19 protein-coding genes and 2 pseudogenes are annotated in these 17,830 nt (G+C 38.0%); 6 read left to right on the top strand and 15 right to left on the bottom strand.

All coding sequences use genetic code 11. From position 1 onward, the window contains the following. Window positions 1–737 precede the first annotated feature (737 nt). From PECL_RS09060 to PECL_RS09050, 3 genes are all read right to left on the bottom strand, one after another. A complete protein-coding gene (locus PECL_RS09060) occupies window positions 738–950 on the bottom strand; it encodes a hypothetical protein (RefSeq protein ID WP_014271910.1) in 213 nt (70 codons plus the stop codon). Between the two features lie 376 nt (window positions 951–1,326). Further along, a complete protein-coding gene (locus PECL_RS09055) occupies window positions 1,327–1,686 on the bottom strand; it encodes a hypothetical protein (RefSeq protein WP_014271909.1) in 360 nt (119 codons plus the stop codon). A 12-nt stretch (window positions 1,687–1,698) separates the two neighbouring features. Continuing rightward, window positions 1,699–2,286, bottom strand: a complete 588-nt coding sequence (locus tag PECL_RS09050; RefSeq protein ID WP_010012550.1) for a site-specific integrase — start codon at window positions 2,284–2,286, stop codon at window positions 1,699–1,701. 76 nt (window positions 2,287–2,362) lie between these two features. Here PECL_RS09050 and PECL_RS09045 point away from each other — a divergent pair, with 76 nt between their 5' ends. Together PECL_RS09045 and PECL_RS09040 are read left to right on the top strand one after the other, a co-directional pair. Next, on the top strand, window positions 2,363–2,641 hold the full coding sequence (locus PECL_RS09045) for a type II toxin-antitoxin system Phd/YefM family antitoxin (RefSeq protein ID WP_003586674.1): 279 nt from the start codon (window positions 2,363–2,365) through the stop codon (window positions 2,639–2,641). Further along, window positions 2,641–2,997 (top strand): type II toxin-antitoxin system YafQ family toxin, encoded by a 357-nt coding sequence (locus PECL_RS09040; protein WP_014271908.1) that lies wholly within the window; start codon window positions 2,641–2,643, stop codon window positions 2,995–2,997. The genes PECL_RS09045 and PECL_RS09040 overlap by 1 nt, the downstream gene beginning before the upstream one ends. Window positions 2,998–3,231: 234 nt before the next feature. Here the strand turns inward: PECL_RS09040 and PECL_RS09035 are convergent, their stop codons facing one another. The 9 genes and pseudogenes from PECL_RS09035 to PECL_RS08995 all read right to left on the bottom strand — a co-directional run bounded on the left by PECL_RS09035 (window position 3,232) and on the right by PECL_RS08995 (window position 11,056). Beyond that, window positions 3,232–3,561 carry a bacteriocin immunity protein gene (locus tag PECL_RS09035; RefSeq protein WP_041534806.1) on the bottom strand — a complete coding sequence of 110 codons (330 nt, stop codon included), beginning with the start codon at window positions 3,559–3,561 and terminating at the stop codon, window positions 3,232–3,234. Between the two features lie 194 nt (window positions 3,562–3,755). Beyond that, a complete protein-coding gene (locus tag PECL_RS09030) occupies window positions 3,756–5,090 on the bottom strand; it encodes a dihydrolipoyl dehydrogenase family protein (RefSeq protein ID WP_014271906.1) in 1,335 nt (444 codons plus the stop codon). 282 nt (window positions 5,091–5,372) lie between these two features. Beyond that, a pseudogene (locus PECL_RS10310) lies at window positions 5,373–6,338 on the bottom strand (restriction endonuclease subunit S); the annotation flags it as partial. A gap of 20 nt (window positions 6,339–6,358) precedes the next feature. Continuing rightward, window positions 6,359–7,279, bottom strand: coding sequence for an IS30 family transposase (locus PECL_RS09020; protein WP_014271905.1), 921 nt, complete (start codon window positions 7,277–7,279; stop codon window positions 6,359–6,361). A gap of 105 nt (window positions 7,280–7,384) precedes the next feature. Then, window positions 7,385–7,642, bottom strand: a complete 258-nt coding sequence (locus tag PECL_RS10060) for a hypothetical protein (protein ID WP_041534805.1) — start codon at window positions 7,640–7,642, stop codon at window positions 7,385–7,387. Beyond that, window positions 7,630–8,196 (bottom strand): helix-turn-helix domain-containing protein, encoded by a 567-nt coding sequence (locus PECL_RS09010; protein WP_014271904.1) that lies wholly within the window; start codon window positions 8,194–8,196, stop codon window positions 7,630–7,632. Before PECL_RS09010 ends, PECL_RS10060 begins: the two co-directional genes overlap by 13 nt. After that, window positions 8,189–9,118: a replication initiation protein gene (locus PECL_RS09005; protein WP_014271903.1), complete on the bottom strand. Its 930-nt coding sequence runs from the start codon at window positions 9,116–9,118 to the stop codon at window positions 8,189–8,191. The genes PECL_RS09010 and PECL_RS09005 overlap by 8 nt, the downstream gene beginning before the upstream one ends. A gap of 708 nt (window positions 9,119–9,826) precedes the next feature. Continuing rightward, the gene (locus PECL_RS09000; protein WP_014271902.1) at window positions 9,827–10,039 is read right to left on the bottom strand and encodes a hypothetical protein; all 213 of its coding nucleotides are present in this window, start codon (window positions 10,037–10,039) and stop codon (window positions 9,827–9,829) included. A gap of 429 nt (window positions 10,040–10,468) precedes the next feature. Continuing rightward, window positions 10,469–11,056: a site-specific integrase gene (locus PECL_RS08995; RefSeq protein WP_001748063.1), complete on the bottom strand. Its 588-nt coding sequence runs from the start codon at window positions 11,054–11,056 to the stop codon at window positions 10,469–10,471. Window positions 11,057–11,134: 78 nt separating this feature from the next. Here PECL_RS08995 and PECL_RS08990 point away from each other — a divergent pair, with 78 nt between their 5' ends. The 4 genes from PECL_RS08990 (at window position 11,135) to PECL_RS08970 (ending at window position 16,013) form a co-directional block, all read left to right on the top strand. Continuing rightward, window positions 11,135–11,398 (top strand): type II toxin-antitoxin system PrlF family antitoxin, encoded by a 264-nt coding sequence (locus PECL_RS08990; RefSeq protein WP_001748062.1) that lies wholly within the window; start codon window positions 11,135–11,137, stop codon window positions 11,396–11,398. Beyond that, window positions 11,398–11,745: a type II toxin-antitoxin system PemK/MazF family toxin gene (locus PECL_RS08985; RefSeq protein ID WP_001748061.1), complete on the top strand. Its 348-nt coding sequence runs from the start codon at window positions 11,398–11,400 to the stop codon at window positions 11,743–11,745. The genes PECL_RS08990 and PECL_RS08985 overlap by 1 nt, the downstream gene beginning before the upstream one ends. A 360-nt stretch (window positions 11,746–12,105) precedes the next feature. Continuing rightward, on the top strand, window positions 12,106–14,403 hold the full coding sequence (locus tag PECL_RS08980; protein ID WP_014271901.1) for a glycoside hydrolase domain-containing protein: 2,298 nt from the start codon (window positions 12,106–12,108) through the stop codon (window positions 14,401–14,403). A gap of 1,142 nt (window positions 14,404–15,545) precedes the next feature. Beyond that, window positions 15,546–16,013, top strand: a complete 468-nt coding sequence (locus PECL_RS08970; RefSeq protein WP_003587210.1) for a Dps family protein — start codon at window positions 15,546–15,548, stop codon at window positions 16,011–16,013. Between the two features lie 41 nt (window positions 16,014–16,054). On the opposite strand, the pseudogene PECL_RS10055 reads toward PECL_RS08970, so the two are convergent. The 3 genes and pseudogenes from PECL_RS10055 to PECL_RS08960 form a co-directional block, all read right to left on the bottom strand. After that, window positions 16,055–16,144: pseudogene (locus PECL_RS10055) on the bottom strand (IS30 family transposase); the annotation flags it as partial. A 213-nt stretch (window positions 16,145–16,357) separates the two neighbouring features. Then, window positions 16,358–16,876 carry a helix-turn-helix domain-containing protein gene (locus tag PECL_RS08965; RefSeq protein ID WP_001748066.1) on the bottom strand — a complete coding sequence of 173 codons (519 nt, stop codon included), beginning with the start codon at window positions 16,874–16,876 and terminating at the stop codon, window positions 16,358–16,360. Then, the gene (locus PECL_RS08960) at window positions 16,869–17,804 is read right to left on the bottom strand and encodes a replication initiation protein (RefSeq protein WP_001748065.1); all 936 of its coding nucleotides are present in this window, start codon (window positions 17,802–17,804) and stop codon (window positions 16,869–16,871) included. Before PECL_RS08960 ends, PECL_RS08965 begins: the two co-directional genes overlap by 8 nt. Window positions 17,805–17,830 lie beyond the last annotated feature (26 nt).

Raw genomic sequence — 17,830 nt, 5'->3', positions numbered from 1 at the left:
AATTTTAGATTATGTTTATCAAGTAGTCAACTTTATAGTTCTACTTGATAAACAGACAAAACCTACTTGATAAACAGACAAAACCTACTTGGTAAACAGACAAAACCTACTTGATAAACAGACAAAACCTACTTGATAAACAGACAAAACCTACTTGATAAACAGACAAAACCTACTTGATAAACTTCTATAAGCCTTGGGAGAGTAAGGTTCAAGAGGGGTCTAAAAGAGGTTTAAAAGAGGTTTATAAAAGAGGTATATAAGAGGCACCACTGTACGAGATCAAGACCTAAAATCAAAAACACAAAGGAGTGAGCCAAAAACCGGCTCACATTAAACTCCATTCGCTACGCTCTTTGCGCCTCACTTCGTTCGTTGCCTAAAAAGGTGTGGCAAGCCACATTTATACGGGCGCTGACGCCCCGCACCCCGTCAAGCTGAACCAGCTTGACCGTTTTTTCACTCGCCGTTAGGCAGGAAAGCAAAGTTTTATAGAAACTTTGGCTTTCGCCAATTCAGTGTTAAGACTGGTTTAGAGCTGTCAATTCCTTATGCTCCCACGCTTTGCTCGTCCGCTACCATTGACAGCAAACAGTTAGCTTTTCTAAAACATAATAAGAATTTAACTGCTATGTCCCTTTTAAGGCCTTTATTTTCAATTCTCAGCAGTTTTAAGCATATTTACATATAATTTATGCCAAAACAAAATAAAAAGCCCTCAGCAGGCTCTTAGAGGGCTAAATGACGAAACCTGGACGACTAATAATATCTTCTTGCCTTTTTTGCAAAACATAAGTGTATAAGGAATCATACAAGTTCCTTTTGATCTCATCAGGTTCATTGACAGAAACTTCAAACAATTCTTGAATATCAACTTGCCAAGGATCAGCAAGCATTTCATCAATTGATTTTAATACTTTCTTTTCGTCAATCTTAATGACTCCTGACATCAAAATAATGCTTTCAGTTTAAATTCACAGATCTTACAGCACCGTTATTCAAAATTTGTTACCAAGCTTATAAAGATTATCTGCACAAAGCAATTAAAAAATTTTGGCTTAAAACAGCGTAATCTGCAACACTTTTTAAATATTTAAAACATAACAATCCTAGTTAGGTGCAAACATAAATTGAATTAAGAATACATTCCATTCAACAACGGAAAAAATCGATTCTATGGTTATCAGCAGACCGAGTGAAACTAGGTCAATGCGCACTTACACCCTTGACAAGTGTCAAGGGTAGATTTAAACCCCATTTTGATGGGGTTTATTTGTATTAGAAGGCTAACGCCAACTATCACAAACCTAGAGTTAAATCTTAAGATTAATCAATCACATTACGAAGGATCCAATGACTATAAGCAAGACGGGCACCGGGAGTTATTACCCAAGGGTGATTAATTTCGAAAATTTGAATTTCAGTTGCTAAGTAAAGCGGCGTCTTGCCATGATTAAAGTTAAAAACGGGTTGCGGAAAATCAGGCTTACTAGCAACTTGATGAACACTTTGACGAGAGTTCATCTGCCAACGAATTTTTAAATCTTCACGCGACAATAATTGCGGTAATTGTGTTTTTTCAATTTGAGCTTGTTGCTGCAACTTTTGTGTAAACTCTTGTTTAGTCTTGTTTTGATGCCAATCATCAAAAAGATCATACTTGTTTGATTTAAAATCTAAATCCATAAAGCCAGCCTCCTAACCAAAATCAATTTTATCCAGCATCGTTTCAGTACTAGCCTGGTCTAAGCCTAAATAAGCTAAAGTCATTGCTTCACTGGAATGATTGAGCAAATTCATGACTAAGCCAATATTATAATTTGATTGCGTGTAAACGCGATAAGCCCCGGTTTTACGCATCGTATGGGTCCCTAGATAATTAATTCCTAACAGATCGCCAACCTTGCTCATGATTTTGTAGAACTGTTTTTCCGTGATATGGCGTTCTGGGTGTTGAATGGAAGGAAAGAGCCATTCAGAATCCAGCTGATGATCAAGTAGCCATTGACGGTACAATAAGAGCTCTGTTTGAACAGGTTTAAGGTACAAGGTATTAGGTTTACCAGTTTTTCGGTCGTGAATAAACGCATTTTGTTTAATAGAACCGTCCGGATTAAAAATATCGGCCTGTTTTAAGCGCATGACATCACTGACTCGCAGCAGTGTCGCTTTGCCAACTTGAAAAACTGTATAGTTACGCCGGCCAGCTTTAAAGTTGTTGAGTAAGGTATCTTGAACCTCTTTGAGAACGTTTGAATCTTTGATGGGTAAGACAACTTGTTGCATAGTTTTAGCTCCTTAAAAAATTGATTTTTAGTACAAATTAAAGTACAATATTAAGTACAATGAAAGGGTGGTAAATATGACATTAGCACTAACACAGAGCGATTTTCGCGCTAACCTAAAAAAATATTTAGATCAAGTTAATGACGAAGACGAAACCGTTTATATTGCTCGTTCAAATAGTCGCGCAGTGGCCATCGTTTCACAAGAAAAAATGGACTGGCTAGAAAGAGCATTAAAAGCGAAAGAAGGTTCGTTAGAATATGCAATTGCACGTGATCAGTTAATTAAACGCCATGTTTTACCTGACGATGAAATTGTTGAATCAGATGATGATTATTGGGGTCAGTTTAAATAATGAAAAAACTAAGATTTAAACCACGTGCAACCTTTAATGCTGATCTAAAACGGCTAGCCAGTTTAGACAAATCTATTATTGATGAAGTTCGAGCAGCCATTGACCTGTTGCTTGAGCAACAACAATTACCACCAGAATTTGAAGATCATGAGCTTAATCGGCGAATGAGCGGCTATAATGAATTTCATTTACGAGACACCCCGAAAAACAAAACACCAAGCGAAACTAACGATGTTCTGGTTGTTTATACGATTGATACAGATGAACTAGTCTTAATTGGCATTCGAGTAGGATCGCATGATCGTTTATTTCCTGGTCAAAATCGTTCCAAAAGGTATCGAAAAAATGACGAATAAAAGAAGTCATTTATACCATATAAAAACAAATAGCCCCCAATATCTACATTATAGATATTAGGGGTTATTCTTTCAATGTTTTTGAGGGTCTATTTTTATGATTAAAACGTGCTAAAAAGATGGGCTGTTTATTCGTCAGCCGATGCGCGTCCTATTTCGACCTTGATAATGGTACGGTTTAATCATGCTTCATACTAAACGATAACTAGCGCAATGCGTGTAAGTACCTTGATTTCAGTTCAAGGGACCAAATGTTAGGTGCGTCGCAATCAGACCATACCCAAGTGCCATATGACGCTGTTCTTTGCGCGTGAGGCGCTGTAATTGGGTGTGAACGTATTGGTAGAGGTCACGATGCTGGCGTGGTAGAGTCATTGGGACCATATAGTTACGATAATAGGCTTGATATAGCTGGATGGTTACTTGCTGTGGCGAAACGTTGTTATTTAGGTCGATTGCAGCTGCCAGTAGTGCTTGGCGGTAGGAATCGGATGGTTGATGGGTAATCGGCTGATTATGAGCAGCATCTACTAAGGTAAATAATTTTTGAGCATCCACATCCATTGTTAGGACCAACCTTTCAATCGTTGAGATAGGCGCAATTATAGCATGGTCAGTATGCTTGATGTGCAGGCCCGAGTTGGTTTCTAAAGTAATGGAACGAACATAACCAGAGCCGCCAATGAGCGGGCGTCATTGGCGGCTCTGGTTATTAATAAGGGATTAATCAAGCGGCGGTCGCAGCAGAGTTTTCTGTTTTAAGCCCGGTGCCAAGCTGCGTAGCCGATGGTTGGGAAAATACCAATCAAACGGTCGATTTGTTCGCGGTCTAATTGATATTCGATAGCTGGCAGTAGTGCGTTGACGGCATCTTCAGCTTGATCACTGATTTCAGTCACGCCAACGAGATGGCCGTCTTGGTCATGGACCTGTTTACTAGCGGCAATCGGTTCCTTGGAGACTTGATAATACCAGTAATCTGCTAAATCGTTATCACTAACGGTTAAGCCGGCCTTTTCAGCGGCCGGTATTTTCATGCCGGCTTGCGCAATTCGTGGTGAAGTAAAGACGACCGATGGAATTACCGGATAGTCAATGGGAGCACTGGTTTGACCAGAGAACAAACGCATCAAGTATTTGGACTCAAAGTAGGCTGCAGGTGTGACCTTTGGCAAGTCATTGGCAAGGACATCACCGGCTGCATAGATGTTAGGAACGTTGGTTTGTAAGTGGTCGTTGACATAAACGCCGTGGCGGTCATATTTGACGCCAATCCGGTCTAAGCCTAAGCTATCTAAGTTTGGAATTCGACCAGTCGCATCTAGGATCCAGTCGGTCGTTAATTGCTGGTGGTCGCCATAACTAACTTGGAACTGGTCATCCTGTTTGGTAAATGCTTGCACGTTGGCATTTTTGATGAAGGTTACCCCACGTTCGGTTAAGTCGTCAACCACTTGTGCAACGAATGGTTGGTAAAAATCACGGAGGGCCTGGTCGCCATGTAACATGACTGTCACTTGGGCACCGGCTGCGTTAGCGATGGTGGCAAATTCCATACCAATATAGCCTGCGCCAATGATGACGATACTTTGTGGTAACCGTTTAAGGTTCATAAAATCACTACTATTGTGGGCGAGCTTGGTCCCCGGAATATCTAAACGATGGGGCTTTAAACCAGTCGCAATAACGATTTTTTCAGCGGTAATGGTTTGCTGATCATCAACGACAACGGTGTGAGCGTCCTTGAACGTGGCATGACCATGAATGATCGTTGCGCCACCATCTTCCAAACGAGCTGTCAGGCCTGCCGGTAAGGGATCAATAATCTCTTGTTTATGGGCCACGTTGGCCGTCCAATTAATGGTTGGTGCACTGCTCAAAATATCATTGAGGCGTGCTGCTTCCCGCGTTAATTTGACAGGTTCATCAAGAGTGATTTTGGCGTTACAACCACGATTAGGGCAGGTGCCCCCAATCAGACCACTCTCAATCACACCGACGCGAACACCAGTCTTGGCGAGTGGTGCGGCGCCATCAAACGTGGCGTGACCCGCACCAATGTATAACACATCGTAATCGTATTTGTTTGTCATGATTTATCAGCCTCCATTAAAATTTTGGTAACTTAAGCTTAACGAGTTTTAAGAAACCTGACAACTGATATGAATTGCTCGTGCCCGCTGTAATGATTATACTAAAAGTAATTATGTCAATAGGGAGACGTTAATATGCACGCTTTGATCTACGCTTAATTTCAACTTTGCACCAGAACCTATTATACCACTTAACACAAAAACAGCCCCCGTTATCTAATCGATAGATAATGGGGGCTGTTTTAATCAGTTTTTAAAGGGGCTATTTGATAGTTATAGACCCTAAACAAACATCTTTTGTAAAAAGCCTTTTTTCTGTTCTTTCAACAAATCTAACTTACGTTGATGAAGAGTGATAGTGTTGTCTAACTGTTTAAAGAAGGTACCTATTTTCTTTTGTTCCTCAATTATCGGAACAAAAGAAATGAAATTTTCTACACTGCCTTTAGAGATATTCAGTTGTGACATTCCAGCTCCTTGTGCCTTGAAATAATATTGGTGTGCATTGATATAGGAGAACAGAAATTGTGGATCAGCGGTCGCATTTGGTCTCAATAAAGCAACACGCTGATTAAGTACAAACCTATCATCTTCCGGTATCAATGCAACACGTCCCAACAAATCACCATGACCAACGTCACTAAGAATCATGACTAAATCATTTTTCTGGAGGGTATCATCTGCTTCATCAATAAATTTACCCGAATGTTTTAAACCACCTGAAATAGAGATAGAATTTAGGTTTATCAATTCAAGTTTTCCGATCGTAGATTGCTTATCCTCATGCCCCTTACCATTCTTGTAATTCGTCATTGATACCAACTTACGCTCTTCCCAATCGTCAGCAAACCCCGCAAATCGCAATTCAGGAACTTTGGCACCATTTTTAGGGAACATTTTTTGCAAATAGCCTTTTTTCTGTTCCTTGAGCAAATCTAACTTACGTTGATGAAGAGCGATAGTGTCGTCTATACTTTGGAAAAATGCCCCTATTTTTTGTTGTTCTGAAAGTTTGGACGGTACATGAATTTCAATATTTGATAAATCACTTGAATTAATCGCTGGATAACTAGTCCCTGTACTTCTATCTAAAACATGTTGAACAAATTGCTTGTTTTGAACACTATTTAATAAAAAATAGCTATCAATGTTAGGACGCATTTGAGCATAACCAGTTGAGAAAACATAGTTATCATAAGGCAAATCATATAAATAGTTATTCATTTGATATGGGCGAACCGTCTGATACCTAGATTGCAATAATAAAGTTACCACCTAGAAAGAGGCTTGCTCACTGCTTGAACTGGGGTTTGCCAACGGAGACATTTTCTAGGTTTGTTATTGATAAGCGCTGTGGCTTGTTGAATATCGGTCTCTGAAACCTGATCAAACTGTGTTCCCTTCGGGAAATAGTAGCGAAGTTCTCGATTGAACCGTTCATTTGTGCCCCGTTCATTCGGGTGATAGGCGTGGCAAAAGTAAACCGGTATCCGATAGCGCTTTGTAAGCGCCTGATCGCAGGAAAACTCTTTACCGTGATCAACCGTCACTGATCGAACCGGACCCGGAAAGTCCACCATCAGTCTTGCAAATCCCTTAAGAACAGCATTTTGTGATAAGTTTTCAAGCTTAGTTGTCGCCATTAAACGTGTCACCCGATCGACAATGGTCAAAACAGCAGCCTTTGACCCGCGACCACCGCGAACTGTATCCATCTCTAAATGTCCTTTTTCGGTTCGCTGATTAGCTGACTCACTGCGAATCTCAATTGAGGTGCCTACTGCTTGGTTATAGCGCGACCGAAGGTCTTGTCTTCTTTTATGACGTTTACCGTGATCAAAGAGTTGGCTTGGCTGAAAATCGACTTGTCTTTGATAAATCCAGTGGTAAATCGTGTGTGGCGCACAGTGAACGGCATAACCGACCATTTCAGGGGACCAACCTAGGTTTAGCTTCTCAGTTACCATCCGCTTCAACTTAGGCGTTAAAATCGAGTGCCGACCACAACGATGCCGACAAGTATCGGCATGATCCTGAGCTATAATGGCGCAGTAATCACCTTCAGGGCAACGGTGAAGCTCATGCCTAATAGAAATACGAGAGCGGCCTAAGGTCGCGGCGATGTATTGAATCGTGTGGTGTTGCATCAGTTCTATCTGAGATCGTTCAATTAAGGTTATAATGGCCATGGAACCTGTCCTTCTCTCTAGATGGTATGTTATGCAAACACCATTTTAGCAAGAACGGACAGGTCTTTTTTCACATTTTCTGGGTGGTAACTTTAATTATGCAATCTAGGGATAAAACACATCGCCTTTTTGTGCAAGACGCTGTGCCCTTGAAGGTGCTTGATCTTTAGATTCAGTTCTATGCGAGATCATTTCAGTCCCTACAACACTTTCTAAGTCTACATACTCAAATTCATCTGGAAGAACTGTTTTAGGATTAAATTGAGCTATATCTTTTAACTTACGCTCTTCCCATTCATCCGTGAATCCTTTAAATCGCAATTCTGGAACTTTCTTTTTAACTGAATCATCTATTTTCGCCATAGTCCCCACCATTTTCTTGGTTTTTCTTGTTCTTCTATCCTTTTTTGAACTTTGATTTGTTCCTGCAAATTTTCCAACTTCTCTTTAAGAGCGTTCACTTCATCTTTATATTGATTGTCTAAGTGTTTGAATTCTGTTTCCTGTGAGGGCATTTTGAGAACTTTTAATCTGTCGTTTTCTGCTTTGTATTCTTCGAGCAGTTGTTTGTCCTGTAAGGCCAATCTTTGTTGCTGATCTAGTAACTTATGTAACTCTTTCTTTTCAGATTGAATTTCTGATACTAAATTTCGAAGGAATTTCACTTCATCTTGTCCATCAACCGCATCTTTTTTGTTGTCGTCAACATCATCTTTTTGTTGACGGTATCTTGTTGACGAATTGTTTGAGAACATTGCTTTAATAGCTTTTTGCCCATCAACATCAACGTAAACAGTATTGCCTTTTGTTGATGTAAATTGACGTAAATCGATTGACGCATCTCTTTTTATCTTTTGCCATATAGCCTGCTTTGAAACGCCCAATTCATCAGCAAGTTCTCTAATTGTTTTAGGCATTATTTCCAAACCCCTTTCGGAGTTCAGCAAGTGCTTCTTTTCGTGCTTGATCTCTTATTTTTTTATCGTGCTCGGCCTGTTTATCAGCCAATGCTTGTTTCTCAGTAGAGCCTAAAGTTAGCCCCTTAACCTTGTCAATGGCGCGCCATTTTTCCTGTTCTGTTAATTCACCATTATGCTGAATGTTAAAGAGTTTTTGACGTTCATCTTGAAATTGACCTTGTGAGAAGTCGTTAGCGTCTTTCTTTTCAGGCTTCCAAGTAAAAGAATACCCAATCACTGGTTTCCCGCGGCCTTTACCATATTTTTTTCTAACCGTTAGGCCTCTAAAAAGAGGCGTAAGTTCCTCTTTGATGGGTTTTAAAACGGATTGATTTATATTGCTACTTTTATAGCTTTTAGGGACATCTAATAGCTCGTTAAAGTCTGCAACTGAAAAGTAAGCGTACCCAGTAGTTCTAAATTGTTTTAGTAACCGAAACATGGTTTTTGCGTAGCTACTTTTTAAATCTCTGAATTCTGATAAAGCATAACGAACCCAACTTTCCAGCTCATTTAATAATTTTATAGCTTTGGGGTAAATTTTAATATCAACATAAGGATCATCAGCATGGCCGTTTATCTCAAATTCGGTAAACATAACAAAAAATTCACGATGCAGCCCATCTTTACTACGTCTTCCAAAGCGTAAGCCTAAAATTTTTTGATAAGTACTTTCAATATCGTCAATAAATCGGTTATTTGCGGTAGGTTTATATGCACTTAATTCTTTTAATTGATCAAATGAAAACCTTACAGTTTCGTCACCCTTGTCACGCATTCTAGAAACTATTGAGAAGAATAAATTCATTTCAACAGGGGTGAATTTTCGAAGTGGGATTGTATTTAATTCAGGATCATATTTAACAATTTCATTACTCAAATGAAGCACCTCTTTTAATGAATATGGTTTTATGAATATATAATACTACAAAACTCTATCTATAAACAGACAAAACTCTATCTATAAACAGACAAAACTCTATCTATAAACAGACAAAACTCTATCTATAAACAGACAAAACTCTATCTATAAACTCCTGTATTCCCTGGGAGAGTAAGGCTCAAGAGGGGTCTAAAAGAGGTTTAAAAGAGGTTTATAAAAGAGGTATATAAGAGGCACCACTGTACGAGATACAAACCTAAAACAAAAAACACAACGGAGTGAGCCAAAAACCGGCTCACATTAAACTCCAGTCGCACAGCTCCTTGCGCCTCACGCTGTTCGTTGCTTAAAAGGTGTGGCAAGCCACATTAATTCGGGCGCTGACGCCCCGCACCCCGTCCAAGCTGAGCCAGCTTGACTGCTTTTTAACTCGCCGTTAGGCAGGAAAGCAAAGTTTTATAGAAACTTTGGCTTTCGCCAATTCAGTGTTAAGACTGGTTTAGAGCTGTCAATTCCTTATGCTCCCACGCTGCGCTCGTCCGCTACCATTGACAGCAAACAGTTAGTTTTTCTAAATCTTAGCAAGACTTTAACTGCTATATTCGTTTTTAAGGGCCTTATTTCTCGTTTCTAGCGGTTTTAAGACTGTTTATATATATTTATGCCAAAGGAAAAATAAAAAGCCCTCAGCAGGCTCTTAGAGGGCTAAATGACGAAACCTGGACGACTAATAATATCTTCTTGCCTTTTTTGCAAAACATAAGTGTATAAGGAATCATACAAGTTCCTTTTGATCTCATCAGGTTCATTGACAGAAACTTCAAACAATTCTTGAATATCAACTTGCCAAGGATCAGCAAGCATTTCATCAATTGGCTTTAATACTTTTTTTTCGTCCATCTGAGTTACTCCTAACATTAGCTAATTATTTCAGGTTTAAATTAAAGGCATCTTTTTATAGTTAGTTATTCAAAGATGGTAATTAAGTTTAGAAAGAAAAACGGTGTAAAGCAATTAAAAAGATTTGTTTGAGCGCAGCGAAATCTAATACAACTTTTTTTAGTATAAGCACAATCAACTTTAGTTGTTGTGTATAAGTGCGCATTGAACTAAAAAACAACCTTTATTTCAATGATAAAGTTAGCTATTTTTTAGCGTCATTAAACGGAATGAAATGAGTTTAATGCGCACTTACACATAGAAAATCTATGTGAGTCCGCAAACTGAGCAAATCTCGGTCAAGGCTCGGTCAAGGCGCACTTACACTCCACCAAAATTTAGTAGAGGTTTTGTGCTTAAAATCTGTCTCAGAAGTTGCCTTCGGCAACAACTAAAAAATAACCAATTCTAACCAAAATCAATTTGGTCTAACATAGTTTCGGTACTTGCTTGGTCCAAGCCTAAATAAGCTAAAGTCATCGCTTCACTTGAATGATTTAATAAGTACATAACCAAACCAATATTATAATTAGATTGCGTATAAACTCGATAAGCTCCAGTCTTGCGCATCGTATGGGTACCAAGGTAATTAATACTTAAAAGATCGCCAACTTTGCTCATGATTTTGTAGAACTGTTTTTCCGTGATATGTCGTTCTGGGTGTTGAATGGAAGGAAAGAGCCATTCAGATTGTAACTGATTATCAAGCAGCCATTGACGATACAACAAAAGGTCTGTTTGAACCGGTTTAAGATACAAGGTATTAGGTTTACCAGTTTTTTTATCATGAATAAACGCATTTTGTTTAATGGAACCGTTCGGATTAAAAATATTGGTCTGTTTTAAGCACATAACGTCACTGACTCTTAGTAGCGTAGCTTTACCAACTTGAAAAATTGTATAGTTACGACGGCCAGCTTTAAAATTATTGAGTAACGTATCTTGAACTTCTTTGAGAACATTTGAATCTTTGATGGGTAGGACAACTTGTTGCATAGTCTTTTCTCCTTTTCTTGAGATATTAAAGCAGTTATGTTATTATTTTTTGTAAGGAAAAAGTAAGGAGATGATATTGTGAGTGCAGGTAATGTAACTAAGGTTAGCTCAAAGATCACAAGTAAAAATCAGATTACAATTCCTAAAACAGTACGTGAACTGTTAAAGGTTCGGTCTACTGATACAATTGAATGGCAGATTGAACCAAATGGTAAAGTAATGATTGTTCGTAGTAAACCGGATCTATGGCAACTTGTTGATGAACAAGAAAAAAAGTTTGGAAATCTCAGTACAACAGAAGTTGATTGGGGTAAAGATGTGGAAAGCGAAGACTTTGATTAATGAAATTAAAACAAGGCGCTATTTTATGGATTAATTTAGATCCGGCTAAAGGCACTGAAACTAAGAAAAAGCGACCGTGTTTAGTTGTAAGCAACGATCACTATAATCGCTATTTTAATACGGTGCTAGTTGTGCCAATCAGTACCTCTGACAAATATCGTACCCAAGAAAAGTATGCTAAATCGCCGTTATTTATCAGGATAGATAACGGGAAAATTCACGGGACAGCGTTATTGCAACATGTCCGTGCTGTCGATCCAACAAAACGATCAGATGGCGAAGTTGTGTCCACTTTATCTCGGCAAGAAATTAGTTCAATTAGTACAAAGGTCCAACAATTTTTCTAAAAAGCAGATGTTATTTATTGATAAAAACAAAGAATAACCCCCAATATCTACATTATAGATATTGGGGGTTATTTTAACAATGTTTTCAAGGGGCTATTTGGTAAAAATGGGCCCTTAAAAATATATAGCTTACTTGATCTTCCCATTTTCCTGGAAGATCTTTTTTGTTCGAAAATAATCCGACAAAAATTTGTTTTCTTGTTTTTCTGTGCTAAAATTAAGCCGTCTACTCGAACGTGTGTTCGAATATTGAGCAAATAATTTTTAAGGAGGTTGAATCAGAAACTGCTTACTCATTTGATAGCTTGTTCGTTGTAGGCGCTTATGGTTGCTAAACAACACAGAAAGGACGATTTATGTATGGATGAAATGGTAAAAGAAACACAAGTCTGGCTCAACAAAACTTACGGTAAAGTTTCTGGCTTTGGTAAAGTACCCGAGGACGGTAATACTGGTTGGAACACAGTTTATGGGTTAACTAGAGCCCTGCAACACGAATTAGGTATCACAGATCTAGTTGATAATTTTGGCCCTTCAACTGCCGCTAAATGGGATACTCAATTTGCTAATAAAGTTAAAACTGGCTTTAAGCACAATGTTGTTAAAATAATCCAAGGTGGCTTTTGGTGTAAGGGTATCAACCCTGAAGACTTTACCGGAGAATTTACTACTAACACGGCTGCTGCTGTCGTTGAATTAAAAAAAGACGCCGGTATCAAAGACACCAGCGCCAATGTAAACTCGGATATTATGAAAGCCTTGTTGACAATGAGCGCGTTTGTTTTAGTTCCTGGTGGGGACGCTAAAATCCGTTCAATGCAACAACAGCTTAATCATGATTATCAAGCTTACACTGGTATTTTACCATGTGATGGAATTTATCAAAGGGATACGAACACTGCTTTGATTTATGCTTTGCAGTCAGTGGAAGGTATGGATACTGGAACTGCTAATGGTTATTATGGTCCTGGTACGATCAATAAAACACCAACTGTTAATTCTGGCGCAACTGGGGCAATCGTTAAAATTATTCAATATGGTCTTTACGTTAATGGTTTCTATTCAGGCGCCTTCAATGGCCAATTTACACAAAATGTTGCCGACGGTATAGTTTCCTTTAGAAAATTCATGAAGTTGCCTCCTTATACTTCAACTGCTGACCTAACTGTGATCAAAGGCTTATTAACTAGTAATGGTAACACTAACCGATCTTCAGATGGTGTCGACATGGCTACTCAAATCACATCAGCTGCTACGGCTAAATCACTGAAAGCAGCTGGCTATAACATTATCGGCCGTTATTTGACAGGAAGCGTCGGGACTGGTGCTGATAAACGAGATAAAAATTTGACTAACACTGAAGTTAAACTGCTATTAGATGCTAACCTTAAGATTTTTCCGATTTACGAAGATGGAGGTTATGAAGAAAGTTATTTTAATAGCAAGCAAGGTTTCGCAGACGCTTCTATTGCCGTTAATACTGCACGTCAGCTTGGCCTACCAAGTGGGACAGTTATCTATTTTGCCGTTGATGTTGATATTCAAGATGGAAACATGAGTAGTACGGTTGTCCCCTATTTCGAGGGTATTACTGGTATTATAGGATCAACTGAATATAAAGCAGGTATTTATGGAACACGCAATGCGTGCTTGCATGTAAACCACTTAGTTAAGTATAGTTTTGTTGCTGATATGTCTTCTGGATGGAGCGGAAATTTAGGGTTCAAAATGCCTGAAAATTGGAGCTTTGATCAATTCAATGAATTTACTGGAGCTTCAACAGGGATTGATATGGATCAAGTTGCTGTCTCTGGTAAAGATAACGGAGTTTCTAAAGTTACCAAAGTTAATATAAATCCTAACGCTGCTTTCTTTACCCAACTGCAACAAGTAGAAGACCAGGCATATAGTTATATCAGCGGTGAAAGCTCTTCAACACCTGCTGAACAACTTGTTACCCAATTTTATAGACAATTTTCCTATTCTTCACCAAGTTGGGCACCCTTGGCCGGTGGATTAAATACTAGCTGGTTAGCATTCGCAAACTCAGCATTACATGTTTCAAAAGAAAGTGACTTCGAAACTCTTTATGATAGTACTACTGGCATAAAAATTGGCTTACCACACATGATGGCTTCTTTAAACGCACTTTTATTTTGGGGAGAACCACAGTCAGCCTCAGGAATTCAGGACCTTGGGGGCTGGTGTGGAGATCTTTTAACAAGTATAGAAGATGCTCATCTTAACCAGAAAAAATACGGCTCTTTTTATGAATCAATTACTGCATATGTAGGTAATAAAGGGCAATTTGGAAGGGAAGATTTGGTTGACGATTTGGATGCACTTAACGTTTACAGTACAATCCATTCGCAAAACAACCAAACTATATCCAAAATTATTAAAACTTATTACACCGGTAATGAAAGCTCCGTTCGCTTTAATTCTTACCTAAGTAATCGTTTTGATGATGACCTTGATTCACTACAGAACGACACATATACTCTTTTAAAAGGTGGTACAGGTTCATGGGGTGCAGCTTATAAAACCGCTTTATTGGCTTTTAAAAAGTTTAAATTACAAAAATATCCTTCTTATACTGACAGTGAAGCAAAAGACGCCGCTAAAGCTTTTCGCAAGTTAATTGAACAAAACGCATAGAAAGTAATAAGCAAAATGATAAACTATATATATTAGTTTATCATTTTACTTATTTTAGTTTTTTACTTTTATCTAAAAAATAGAAAGAGGTGCTAAATCAGCCTTGTACTCATGGTTAATCGTAATATTAGTTGTTTTTTTTCTCATAACAATTGATTTTTTATATTTATGTGACCATATAAATGATACTATCATTGAAAATGGCTATTTTAAAAACATTCTTACAATTATTATTTCAATTTTATCTAGTTGGTTCATCTCCAAATATTTGGGCCCTTTTTTTCTAAATTTCACTTCAGAAGTTGGAGTTACCAATTCATTCGGCTTTATATTAATAATTGTTGCATTAATAGGCTTTTCACTCCTATTCAACGCTGCAAGGCATGACATTGTAACTAGGAAAAAAACTGTACAGCAGGCTCAAAAAAAATACTTCAGACACAATCAAGTCCTAACTTTTTCTATGGTTCATTACGTAATCGGAATAAGTAGTGTTGTAATAGTTAATAGCATTGTATATTTACCAATCTTCCTCGACTTTTTAATTCCGATTCCCAAAAGTTACCCTGGTAACGTTGAAAAAATTGAACTCCAAGAATTCATTACTTTTATTATTACTCTTGTAATGCCTTTTTTAATCATAGTTTTTACCCCCTTTTCTTTGAAAAAATTACTCTCCCATTTCAATAAATAGGGTCCATTATCTAGTATAGACCCTATATATTCATAGCCCCTTTCTGTTTGGTGTTAAAGTATTAGTCATCGATGTCATGCACTATCTTGTTTAGCTCCGTTTTGATGGAACTGGAAATATTTTCTAAATTGAAATGATTATATATTTCTTTATCCTTAAGCATCCTTTTTTGTGCCTTATTTAATTTACACTCATTGTTACCCACTACCCATTCATCCTTTCTACGTATAAAGGGGTTTGCGCACTTTCCTTTAACGCGTTTTGAACATCTTCATAAGGTAAATAAAATTCAATTGTAGATTAATTTTACAATCTTCCATATAACGTCTCCATCTTTTCAAAACGACTTAATTCTACGGGCTATAAATAACTTAATTTGCCAGTGTATAACGTTTCAGATTAAGCTACCACTAAGTTATAATAACCATATCGAAAGGAGACCAATCTAATGAAATATACGAAAACCAAAGCAGTATTAAATCAACTCGTTGCCGATTTGAGCCAGATGTCAATGATTATCCATCAGACGCATTGGTACATGCGTGGACCCAACTTTTTGAAGTTGCACCCCTTGATGGATGAGTTCATGGAAGAAATTGACAGCCAACTCGATGTCATTTCTGAACGGCTGATTGCGCTTGATGGCAGTCCTTACTCCACCTTAAAAGAAATGGCCGAAAACACTAAGATTCAAGACTGGCCTGGTGAATGGGACAAAACAACCCCAGAACGCCTCGCACACTTAGTTGATGGCTATCGTTACTTGGAAGACCTTTACCAACACGGCATTGAAGTATCCGATGTTGAAAAAGACTTCAGTACCCAAGATATTTTCATTGGTCTCAAAACCGCAATTGAGAAGAAAATCTGGATGATTCAGGCAGAGCTTGGGTCGGCGCCGGAAATTGATGAATAAAATAATATTAAAAAATCGGTAGACTTATGGTAGATTTTAAAATTAATCCGAACGCCCATTTGGATATTGGACAGCCCTAGTTCACAAAAGGTTTCGATTTTAATTCGTTCGGAATAGGTTATACTAGACAAAAGATCAGCTCCTAAAAGATGGGTTTGTGGTAAACACCATTTTAAAGGAAGCTGATCTTTTTTGTCCGAACAGCGTTCGGATTAATTTTACAATCTACCCACCAGAATAATCTGTGGGACAGTCCCAGCCCTCACCCTTTAGCTTGGCAGCTACAGATTGTTCAAATTTATCTTCCGGTATTTAACTAGTCTTCTTTTCTTTTTTAGTTGTAACTATTTACCAAAACGCCACCACTTTTTAGGTTTAGGTTGTGACTCCGGGGTGCTATTTTCAGGTTCCGGTTGTTTGTCTGACGTCACTTCTTTTTCACTATTATCATGCGGTGCCATCGTTAAGGCTTTCAAGTCCTTAATTTCTGCCTTGTATTCTTCGAGCAGTTGTTTGTCCTGTAAGGCCAATCTTTGTTGCTGATCTAGTAACTTATGTAACTCTTTCTTTTCAGATTGAAATTCTGATACTAAATTTCGAAGGAATTTCACTTCATCTTGTCCATCAACCGCATCTTTTTTGTTGTCGTCAACATCATCTTTTTGTTGACGGTATCTTGTTGATGAATCGTTTGAGAACATTGCTTTAATAGCTTTTTGCCCATCAACATCAACGTAAACAGTATTGCCTTTTGTTGATGTAAATTGACGTAAATCGATTGACGCATCTCTTTTTATCTTTTGCCATATAGCCTGCTTTGAAACGCCCAATTCATCAGCAAGTTCTCTAATAGTTTTAGGCATGATTTCCAAACCCCTTTCGGAGTTCAGCAAGTGCTTCTTGTCTTGCTTGATCTCTTATTTTTTTATCGTGCTCGGCCTGTTTATCAGCCAATGCTTGTTTCTCAGTAGAGCCTAAAGTTAACCCCTTAACCTTGTCAATGGCGCGCCATTTTTCCTGCTCTGTTAATTCACCATTATGCTGAATATTAAAAAGCTTTTGACGCTCATCTTGTAATTGGCCTTGTGAGAAATCATTGGCATCTTTCTTTTCTGGTTTCCAGGTAAACGAATAGCCAATAACTGGTTTCCCACGCCCTTTACCATATTTTTTTCTAACCGTTAATCCTCTAAACAAAGGAGTTAATTCTTCTTTAATGGGTTTTATAACAAATTTATCGACGTTAGAGGGACTATTCCAGTAACTTTTGGGCATATCTAGTAATTCAAAAAAGTCTTCTTTAGAAAAATAAGCATATCCAGTGGTTCTGAACTGTTTTAGTAACCGAAACATTGTTTTTGCGTAACTACTTTTTAAATCTCTAAACTCTGCCAACGCATAACGAACCCAACTTTCAAGCTTGTTTAAAAGGGGTAAAGCACGTTCATAAACTTTTACGTCTACATAAGGTTCTTCTGCATCTCCATCAATTTTAAATTCTGTAAACAAAACAAAAAACTCTCGAGTTAATCCACTTTTACTTCGTCTACCAAAATGTAATCCCATCATTTTTTCATAAGTTCTCTGAATGTCATCTTCAAAACGGTTATTTGCAGTAGGTTTATAAGCACTTAGCTCTTTTAATTGATCAAAAGTAAAACGAATGGTCTGATCACTCTTATCACGCATACGAGAAATAATCGAAAAAAATAAATTCATTTCAACTGGAGTAAATTTTCGAAGTGGAATGGTATTTAACTCTGGATCATATTTAATAATTTCATTTCCCATGCTGTACCTCCTAATGATTACAAATT

The organism is Pediococcus claussenii ATCC BAA-344 (assembly GCF_000237995.1).
Classification (GTDB): domain Bacteria; phylum Bacillota; class Bacilli; order Lactobacillales; family Lactobacillaceae; genus Pediococcus; species Pediococcus claussenii.
This window is presented reverse-complemented; position numbering and strand designations above follow the sequence as displayed.

Bases quoted from the DNA above. Each gene is read 5' to 3' on its own strand.
- PECL_RS10060 (WP_041534805.1), bottom strand. From the start codon at position 7,642: ATGGCGAAAATAGATGATTCAGTTAAAAAGAAAGTTCCAGAATTGCGA.
- PECL_RS09035 (WP_041534806.1), bottom strand. From the start codon at position 3,561: ATGGATGTGGATGCTCAAAAATTATTTACCTTAGTAGATGCTGCTCAT.
- PECL_RS08970 (WP_003587210.1), top strand. From the start codon at position 15,546: ATGAAATATACGAAAACCAAAGCAGTATTAAATCAACTCGTTGCCGAT.
- PECL_RS08995 (WP_001748063.1), bottom strand. From the start codon at position 11,056: ATGCAACAAGTTGTCCTACCCATCAAAGATTCAAATGTTCTCAAAGAA.
- PECL_RS09000 (WP_014271902.1), bottom strand. From the start codon at position 10,039: ATGTTAGGAGTAACTCAGATGGACGAAAAAAAAGTATTAAAGCCAATT.
- PECL_RS09040 (WP_014271908.1), top strand. From the start codon at position 2,641: ATGAAAAAACTAAGATTTAAACCACGTGCAACCTTTAATGCTGATCTA.
- PECL_RS09045 (WP_003586674.1), top strand. From the start codon at position 2,363: ATGACATTAGCACTAACACAGAGCGATTTTCGCGCTAACCTAAAAAAA.
- PECL_RS08965 (WP_001748066.1), bottom strand. From the start codon at position 16,876: ATGCCTAAAACTATTAGAGAACTTGCTGATGAATTGGGCGTTTCAAAG.
- PECL_RS08980 (WP_014271901.1), top strand. From the start codon at position 12,106: ATGGATGAAATGGTAAAAGAAACACAAGTCTGGCTCAACAAAACTTAC.
- PECL_RS09060 (WP_014271910.1), bottom strand. From the start codon at position 950: ATGTCAGGAGTCATTAAGATTGACGAAAAGAAAGTATTAAAATCAATT.
- PECL_RS09050 (WP_010012550.1), bottom strand. From the start codon at position 2,286: ATGCAACAAGTTGTCTTACCCATCAAAGATTCAAACGTTCTCAAAGAG.
- PECL_RS08960 (WP_001748065.1), bottom strand. From the start codon at position 17,804: ATGGGAAATGAAATTATTAAATATGATCCAGAGTTAAATACCATTCCA.
- PECL_RS09055 (WP_014271909.1), bottom strand. From the start codon at position 1,686: ATGGATTTAGATTTTAAATCAAACAAGTATGATCTTTTTGATGATTGG.
- PECL_RS09010 (WP_014271904.1), bottom strand. From the start codon at position 8,196: ATGCCTAAAACAATTAGAGAACTTGCTGATGAATTGGGCGTTTCAAAG.
- PECL_RS09030 (WP_014271906.1), bottom strand. From the start codon at position 5,090: ATGACAAACAAATACGATTACGATGTGTTATACATTGGTGCGGGTCAC.
- PECL_RS08985 (WP_001748061.1), top strand. From the start codon at position 11,398: ATGAAATTAAAACAAGGCGCTATTTTATGGATTAATTTAGATCCGGCT.
- PECL_RS09020 (WP_014271905.1), bottom strand. From the start codon at position 7,279: ATGGCCATTATAACCTTAATTGAACGATCTCAGATAGAACTGATGCAA.